Source organism: Daeguia caeni, from assembly GCF_042653845.1.
Classification (GTDB): domain Bacteria; phylum Pseudomonadota; class Alphaproteobacteria; order Rhizobiales; family Rhizobiaceae; genus Brucella; species Brucella caeni.
This window is the reverse complement of the sequence record NZ_JBHSEL010000062.1, coordinates 1-699: the sequence shown is the minus strand read 5'-3', so window position 1 is coordinate 699 and position 699 is coordinate 1. Positions and strand designations below refer to the sequence as shown.

Genomic DNA, 699 nt, shown 5'->3' with positions numbered 1-699 from the left:
CTCCGGCACGTCGGCCGCCGCGCCATAGCCGGCGGTGAAGATGATCGAGACGGCATCCGCGCGACGGAAGGTAGCCGGCCAGGATTGGCCTGACCGCCGGGTGACATAGGCACCGCGCGCGTCGGCAAACAGATCGTAGACGCCGGTGTCCAATGTCTGCTGCACATTGTCGCCGTCGAAGTAGCTGACGCTGTCGATCGCGGTCACCGGCGCCAGCGGCAATGGCAGGTGATCGGCAAAGCCGACAAAATCCTGCCGCCAGGTTTGCGTCACCAGCGCCCGCCCGAGAATGCCGGACCAGCCGTCGAGCCAGGCGGTCGCCGCCCTGATCTGGGCAATGATCAAATCGTCCTGGTCATCATGATCAACACGCAGATGGGCTTTGGCTTCGCTGAGCGACACCGGCATGTTGGCCGGGGCGACGATACGGACAGGTGTGAGCACGGTTTCAGGTCCATATAAGAGAGAGAAGCGACTAGGTTTCGGACGATTGATGGGCGGCAAGAAGGGCAGCGTTGCTAGCCGTCTGGCCGCCTTGGCCGATCAGACAACTGGCGCGTCGTGGGGATGGCCGAGCGCAAAGATCGCACCCGCGGCAATCGAGGTGCCGGAGGTCTTGGTGATGACGGCACGAATGTAGCGCTTGTTGCCCTTGTAGCCCTGCTTGCAGACCGTGTCGGCTTCGAGCGCTGCCGGTAG

At 63.5% G+C, this 699-nt stretch carries 1 protein-coding gene; it reads right to left on the bottom strand.

The genetic code is table 11. The features are described 5' to 3' along the window. On the bottom strand, positions 1-444 hold a 444-nt coding region (locus ACFO1V_RS09380; RefSeq protein WP_380075082.1), incomplete at its 3' end, for a head-tail connector protein. Positions 445-699 lie beyond the last annotated feature (255 nt).